Origin of the sequence: Christensenella hongkongensis (genome assembly GCF_000981035.1) — a bacterium.
Taxonomy (GTDB): Bacteria; Bacillota; Clostridia; order Christensenellales; family Christensenellaceae; genus Christensenella; species Christensenella hongkongensis.
The window spans coordinates 1-280 of sequence record NZ_LAYJ01000120.1 but is presented as its reverse complement, the minus strand read 5'-3'; the positions used below and the strand labels follow the sequence as shown (position 1 = coordinate 280).

Below are 280 nucleotides of genomic sequence, written 5' to 3'. Positions count from 1 at the left end.
GATCTTTTCAACCGCCTGCAAAACATAGCTTTTGAACGGCGACATAATCACATCGAAATAATATTTCTGGGAAGCGATCATATTCGCGTCAAGCTTTGTAAGGTCGTCGAATATCTGGCCTGCCGAATAGTGGAACCCGAATACGTCGCCTGAAGACAGGAACGCATCCTCCTTCACATACGTAAAAATGGAATCCGGCCAGTGTAAATAAGGCGCTGAAATAAACTCAATCGTCTTATTGCCAAGGTCAAGCGTTACTCCGTCGCCCGCAACAATACAT

General features: G+C 45.4%; 1 protein-coding gene. It reads right to left on the bottom strand.

The window, feature by feature from the left end; all coding sequences use genetic code 11:
• Positions 1-280: oxygen-binding di-iron domain-containing protein (locus CHK_RS16730; protein WP_046444533.1), on the bottom strand; the 280-nt coding region annotated here is incomplete at both ends.